3 protein-coding genes are annotated in these 6,711 nt (G+C 71.5%); all 3 read left to right on the top strand.

Annotated elements, in window-relative coordinates:
• Positions 1-411: 411 nt before the first annotated feature.
• From cas3g to csb2, 3 genes are read left to right on the top strand one after another with little or no spacing between them, the layout of a single operon-like run.
• Positions 412-4,044 carry a type I-G CRISPR-associated helicase/endonuclease Cas3g gene (cas3g, locus tag QZW52_RS17930; RefSeq protein WP_294001197.1) on the top strand — a complete coding sequence of 1,211 codons (3,633 nt, stop codon included), beginning with the start codon at positions 412-414 and terminating at the stop codon, positions 4,042-4,044.
• A gap of 40 nt (positions 4,045-4,084) precedes the next feature.
• Positions 4,085-5,281, top strand: coding sequence for a type I-G CRISPR-associated RAMP protein Csb1/Cas7g (gene cas7g, locus QZW52_RS17925; protein ID WP_294001196.1), 1,197 nt, complete (start codon positions 4,085-4,087; stop codon positions 5,279-5,281).
• The gene (gene csb2, locus QZW52_RS17920; protein ID WP_294001195.1) at positions 5,278-6,711 is read left to right on the top strand and encodes a type I-G CRISPR-associated protein Csb2; all 1,434 of its coding nucleotides are present in this window, start codon (positions 5,278-5,280) and stop codon (positions 6,709-6,711) included. The genes cas7g and csb2 overlap by 4 nt, the downstream gene beginning before the upstream one ends.

Below are 6,711 nucleotides of genomic sequence, written 5' to 3'. Positions count from 1 at the left end.
GGCCGTAGCGGATGTCCTGCACGTCGCGCAAGGTGGCACGGGCGCGGCTGGCTTGCCGGACGTAATGCGCCAGTTCGGCCGCCGGGTCGGGCACCTGGAGCGAGGCGTTGTACTGGGCGTCGATCTGGGCTGGGTCGGTGAAATCGCGGTAGAGCGGGGTCAAGGGAAGTGCCTCTCATGGCAGACAACGATTCCGCCATTCTGCAACCCCCTTCGCCCCGGACAAGTGCGGTTTGACCTGCCATCGCCTACGTTCAATCGAACGTATACCGCAAAAAATTACCGCCACCATCCCGCATGGCGAAGCTGATATTGAAAAATTACCCTCTCCTGTCCATCATCGGCACCGCTCCGACAGGCGAGCAAGGACTCCCGCGCAGACGGGCCGATGGATACCAGGGAATGGCGCACATGCCGCAGCAACGCGACGCAAACACCGAAATTGACCCGGCCGGACTGTCCGTGCTGGACCGCCTGCTGGCCGCTGTCGGCGTAGCACAACCCTATCCCTGGCAACGTGAAGCCTTCGCGCTGCTGTGCGCAGGCACGGTGCCCGCCAGCGTGCGCGCACCGACAGCCGCGGGCAAGACAGCGTTGATGGTGTGCTGGCTGGCCGCGCTGATCGAGCAGGCCCGCGCGTCGGGTGGCGATCCCGGCCGGATCAGCTTGCCGCGCCGCTATGTGGTGGTGGTGAATCGGCGCGTGCTGGTCGATGCGGCATCGGATCTGGCGCTGGGTCTGGCGCAGGCGCTGGAGCAGCCCGCGCTGGCGGATCTGCGTGGGGCACTCGCAGCCCTGTCGATGACCGGCCGGGCTGGCACGGGCGAGCCGCTGACGGTCTCGACGCTGCGGGGTCAGCGCGCCGACGCCTGCGACTGGGCCACCGATCCGAGCCGACCGGCCATCATCGCCGCCACGCCCGACATGGCCGGCTCGCGGCTGCTGTTTGGCGGTTATGGGCTTGGGCGCTCGCGCCGGGCGACGCATGCGGGGCTGCTGGGCGTGGACACGTTGCTGGTGCATGACGAGGCCCACTTGGCGCCGGCCCTCACTGCACTGCTGCGCCGCATCGAGACGTTGGCGGCTCCCGGTGCTGCACGCATCGGGCGGCCTGCGCTGTCGGTCATCGAGATGAGCGCGACACCCCGCGATCTGTCCGGTGGTGATCGGCCGGTGGTCCTTGCCGATCCGGCGCAAGACTCGGTGCTCGCGCAGCGGCTGCGTGCGGTCAAGCGGCTGTATCGCCAGGACGGTGCCGGAATGGCGGAGCTGGTGAAGCAAGCGGCGGCGGCCGTGCGGGCGGGACAGGCGGTGCTGGTCGCGTTGAACTCGCCCGAGGATGCGGCCAAGGCGGCGGCGGCGCTGTGCAAGGCCGGTATCGACGGCGAGCGGGTCGCTTGTCTGACCGGGACGCTGCGCGGACTGGAGCGGGACCGGCTGGCCGCATCGCCCGTGCTGGCGCGTCTGGCGGGCGATGGACGGCGCGACGAGTCCGGCGGTGGTGCGGTGCTGGTGGCGACGGCGGCAGGGGAAGTCGGCATGGACCTGGACGCTGACGTGCTGCTGTGCGACGCCGTGACGCTGGATCGGCTGGTGCAGCGGGCCGGGCGCTGCAACCGGCGTGGTCTCGGGCAGGGTCGCATCGTCGTGTTCCCCGCAGCGGCCAAGCCCCCGAAGGCACTGGCGGCGCGGATCGAGGTGGCTCTGGCGCTGCTGGAAGCGTTGCCACCGCTGGCGCCGCTGCCCTCGGAGTCGGGTGGCACTGCGCGTGATGCGTCCCCGCAGGCGCTGTCGGCGTTGCTGGCGCACCCACGCTATGCCGACGCGATCGAGCCAGCGCCGGCCATGCGGGTGTTAGCGCGCGAGGTGGTCGATCTGTATGCGCTGACCTCGGTGCCGCTGGCGGTGCCGCAGCGCGCCTTGTACCTCCATGGCGTGCAGGACGACGAGGCAGAGGTACGACTGGCGTGGCGGCAGTTGCCCCAGACGCCGCAGTGGAAGGAGTGGCTGGAGGCGTGGCCTGTGGGTGTGCGTGAACAGGCGCGGCTGCCGGGGCATCGGGCGGACAAGGTGATCCTGGCGCGGCTGGCGGCATGGACAGGCGCGGGGCCGGCGGCGCTGGTGGTGTCAGCGGATGGGGAGCGGGTCGAGTCGGTGCCGGCCGGTGTGCGCCGTTTGGCGCTGCGTGGCGGGGATCTGGTGCTGCTGGCGGCCGAAGCAGGAGGATTGAACGCGGCGGGTCTGCCGGATGCGCTGGCAGCGCAGGCCGTGTCCGATGTGTCCGGCGACCACATCGACGCCCGTGGGTATGTGCGCGGCGCAGTGACGGCGGTCGAGCTGGCCCGCACGGTCAGCGAAGCACGGGGCGAACGCTGGCGCGTGGTAGGTGGCGGCGATGCCGCAGAGGACGGGCAGAGCGACCACCCCAGCCTGACCGCGGCACTCACCGCGGCCCTGCCCGGCTGGCGGATCGCCTGGCACGACGCACCGCCCACCGATGCCGACGGCGAAGACTGGCACGGCCCTCTGCGCGTCTGGCCGGAGCGGACTGGCGTGCGGGCGGCCGACGATGGGGACAGCGCCGGACAGTCCCGTGCCGACCGGGCGCTGGACGAGCACCTTTGGCTGGCCGGGCGGGCGGCGGCGCGCTTGCTGGCGGTGCTGCCGGTGGCGGCGGACTGCGCGCAGGCGGTCCACCAGGGTGCCAGCGACCACGACGACGGCAAGGCCGCTGCGCGCTGGCAAGCCGCGATCGGCCGCCGCCCTGGGGACGTGCCGCTGGCCAAGTCGGCGCGGCCGTGGTTCGACTCCCGCCGCTCTGCCGGGTATCGGCATGAACTCGGTTCGGTCGCAGCGGCGCCGGCGGGGTGGCGGACGGCAGGTGGCGCCGCGCTGTGGCGGCATCTGGTCGCGGCGCACCACGGTTGGGCCCGGCCCGGCTTCACGGCAGCGGCGCTGGTCCATCCCGGCTGCACAGACGCAGCGCGGCAAGCCGGCGACGACTTCGGCCGGCTGCACGACACGCTCGGGCCGTGGGCGCTGGCGTATCTGGAGGCGCTGCTGAAGGCGGCTGACATCCAGGCGGAGCTGATGGCCGACACGCTGGCGCACGACGCCGACGCCACGGGCCAGTCGGATGCGATCCCGCCGGCCGGCCCTGCGCTGCCGCAGCCGGTGGCGGCTTGCTGGCGGGTGGCGGTCAATGTGCGCAATCCGGGAGAGTATTTCGCCTGTCTGGGCGTGGTGGCGCTGGTGCGGGCGCTGCGGCCGGGGGTGGCGCTGGCGCTGCGGTGGGAGCCGGGGCATTTTGTGCTGCAGGGGGTGGACGACGCTGGGGTGCGCGCGCTGCTCGGGGCGCTGTGTGCGGCCGAGGTGGTGCCGGTGGTGGATGCCGCAACCGGGGCGCCACAGGACACGGACAGCAGCGATGGCGACACCAAGGAGCCCGGCTGGCCGGCCTTGCACCTCGTCCTGCCCGGCGGGCCGACGTTGCCGCTGCATGCCTGGATCGACGACAGCGGGCGCGGCAATTCCGAGTGGAAATGGTCCGGCGGGCGCACGCTGGCCGTGGACATCACGCGCCGGCTGCTGCAAGGTTGCGCTGAACTGTTGACAGCGGATGGCCCAACCAGCGCGCTGCCGCTGTTCGCCCAGGGCGCGGGGCTGGCGCCGTCGAACCCTGACACGGCGCGGTTCCGCTTCGATGCGAGCGGCGCGTGGTCGGCGGTCGAGGTCGGCTATTCGCTGGAGAAGGAGAACCGGCCCAAATCCTGCCGGCCGTGGGTCGAGCTGCTGGCGATGCTGGGCGTGCAGACCTTCGCGCCACCGCCTGCCGGACGCAAGGCAGGTGGCTGGGCGTACCACACCTGGGCCCACGCGCTCACGCCGGTCGTGGCGATGGCGGCGGTGCGGGGCCACCACCTGAGCTGCGACCGCCGGCTGCTGCTGCGCACGCTGCTCACCAACGAAGGCAAGTACGCCGACGCGCTGATTGCCGACCTGACTTCGCTGGCACCGCCGCCCTCGGCTGTGCTCATCGTCTGAACACCAGACCACTGCCCATCCAGAGCAGAGAGGAAAACCCATGACTGAAGCTTCCACTGACACCCCTTGCGCTGCGCCCGTAGCGGCGACGCCTGACCTGAACACCGCTGCGGCGCTGGACGCGCTGGCCGTGCGCCGCGATGTCGTCGCACTGGTGCGGCGCCAGCCGATGCGCCCGGTCGCCGGCCACGGCACGCCCGTGTTCCCCGCCACCTATGCCGCCGACAAGAACGACAAGAGCAGCGAGCCAGGAGGCCGCTACTGCATCAGCCCGGTCGGCATTGACGGCACTCGCAACGTCTGCGTCATCGACTCGGTGCAATCGCAGGCCGGGCGCATCGAGGCGACACTGCAGCAAGCGCCCTACCGCACACTGACCCGCGAGGTCGGCGTCTCGGTGCCAACGAATGGCGGCGGGACAACGCGGATTGACATGCTGGCCGCAGGACATCGGGTGTTTGATGCCGTCTTTCGCTACTCGACGTTGGTTCCTCAAGTAGTGGCCGCCTCGCGCGCCTACACGTCCGGCGATGCACGTCTGATGGCCGAACTGGCGCCGCTCGCGTTGATCTGCGGTGCATGGGACAGCCGTGGCGAGAAGCTGCAAATCCCCAGGGCGTTTTCAGCCGAAATCACAGCGCATGACGTGAGCGTGCTGTCACGGGGTGCGGTGTACAAGGTGCCTGTCCGTGCTTCGGAGATCGAGGGACTTGAAGACGCTGGCTCGGCCGAGGGCTTGGAGTCGGCGCTCAGCTTCGGCCTGGGCGGCGTCATCGCCACACGCATCGAACGCCGCGCCGTGCTGTCGCTGGCGACGCTGCGCCGCAACGCGCGGGCCGTGCGGGGAGCGAACACGCCGGACGACGTGCTGCGCTACCTGTGGGCGCTGGCGCTGGTGGTGTCGACGATGCCGGTGGAGCCAGACCTGCGCTCGGGCTGCCTGCTGGTGCCGGACGGTGCGGCGACGCTGGTGCTGGTGCGCGACGATGGCACGGAAGAGGCGGTGACGCTCGATGCCGCCGCCGTGCTGGCCTATGCGCAGGCGGCGGCGCAGGCGTTCGGCATTGCCGGTCTGGCGCCGCTGCATGGCACGTTCGACGCCAAGCTGGTCAAGGGTGCCACCGACGCCAAGGCCGAGGGCAAGAAAACGGGCAAAGCTGGCGGGCGCACGGCCAAATCGACTGGCGCCAAGGCCGACGCCGCGAGCGACGCAGCGCCGGCAGAGGACACGCCGTGACGCCGACGCCCCCTTCACCACCGCCGGTTCGCTACCTGCGCCTGGAGGTGCAGTTTCTGGCGGGCACCTACAGCGGCACCGAGTGGCCGCCTGCGCCGGCGCGGCTGGTGCAGGCACTGGCCGCTGGCGCAGAAGGCACACACCTGCCCGGACTCGACTGGTTCGAGCACCAGACCGCCCCGCTGATCCTCGCCACCGACGAACCCGCGGGTGTCTGGCGGCGCGACTACGTGCCCCTGAACGCGACGCCCGGCCATGAATCGCGGCAGGCGCGTGACCGGTACATCCGCCGCGAGGTCGAGCCGGTCGTCTACCTGTGGCCGCTGCACGGCGCGGACGACGACGCTGTGGCGGACGCCCTGGTCGCGGCGGCCACACGGCTGACGGGGCTGGGTTCCGGTCAGGACATGGCCTTTGCCCGCGCCACGGTCGTCGAGCAGGCGCCGGTGTCGGCGGGCACGCGCCGGCTGTGGCAGCCGGGACGGCCGACATTGCCGAACCGGGACGTGGACCGGCTGCTGGATGTACCCGCCCCCGGTCTGCTGCACGAACTGGCGCGGCGCCACGCCATCACGACAGCCGGTGAGCGTGCATTGCAACAGCATGGCCACTGGTCACCGCAAGGGGGTCGCAGCACCGCCGACGGCACGGGCTTCGCCACGATGGCCTACTGCCCGAGTGACGCGCAGCCGCGCACCGCGCTGGTGGCCTGTGCGCTGCAGCATCCGGAAGGTGGCGCGCTGTCCTGGCGGGCGGGCGAAGCGGCGGTGATCGCCGGCATGGTGCGCCATGCGTTGATCGGTTGTGCGGGCGGAGATCCTGCGCTGGCCGCGTTTGCGGCGGGGCATGTGGCGGGTGATCCGGCGGGGCGTGTGGCGGTCGTGCCGGTACCGAGCACGGGGCATGTGCATGCCGATGGCCGCCTGCGCCGCGTGCTGCTCATGACCCGACCGCAGGACGCGGATCGGCTGGCGCTGCTGCTGGTGGCGATGCCGCCGGAGGGCTTGCCGCTGGTGGACGAGGGAACGGGCGAGCTGGTGGCCTGGGCGGTGCCGATTGCGGACGTGCGCTCGGAGCCGGTGCTGCGGCAATGGCTGCGGCCGTCACGCTGCTGGGCGAGCGTGCAGCCGGTGATCCTGCCGGGCATGGACAGCGGACAAGCGCGGCGCACGCGCAAGCTGGTCCTGCGGGCGCTGGAACACATCGGGCTGGACGCGGGGCTGGTGGAGGCGATCGATTTCGGGCCACGGGGCTACCTGCCGCAGTCGATCGACTACCGGGAACTGCGCTTGAAGGACCGGGAAAGCTGGAAAATGCCGGCCGTCCATGTCCGCCTCACCTTCACCCGTCCCATCACCGGCCCGCTCGTCCTCGGCCAAGGCCGCAACGCGGGCGTGGGCACCCTCGCGCCGTGCGCGAACCCCGAGTGA

Source organism: Sphaerotilus sp. (assembly GCF_013299175.1).
Classification (GTDB): Bacteria; Pseudomonadota; Gammaproteobacteria; order Burkholderiales; family Burkholderiaceae_C; genus Sphaerotilus.
Note: the sequence above shows the minus strand (reverse complement) of the source record. Positions and strands in the feature narration are given on the sequence as shown.

Coding starts and splice junctions, on each gene's coding strand:
- cas7g (WP_294001196.1), top strand. CDS start 4,085: ATGACTGAAGCTTCCACTGACACCCCTTGCGCTGCGCCCGTAGCGGCG.
- cas3g (WP_294001197.1), top strand. CDS start 412: ATGCCGCAGCAACGCGACGCAAACACCGAAATTGACCCGGCCGGACTG.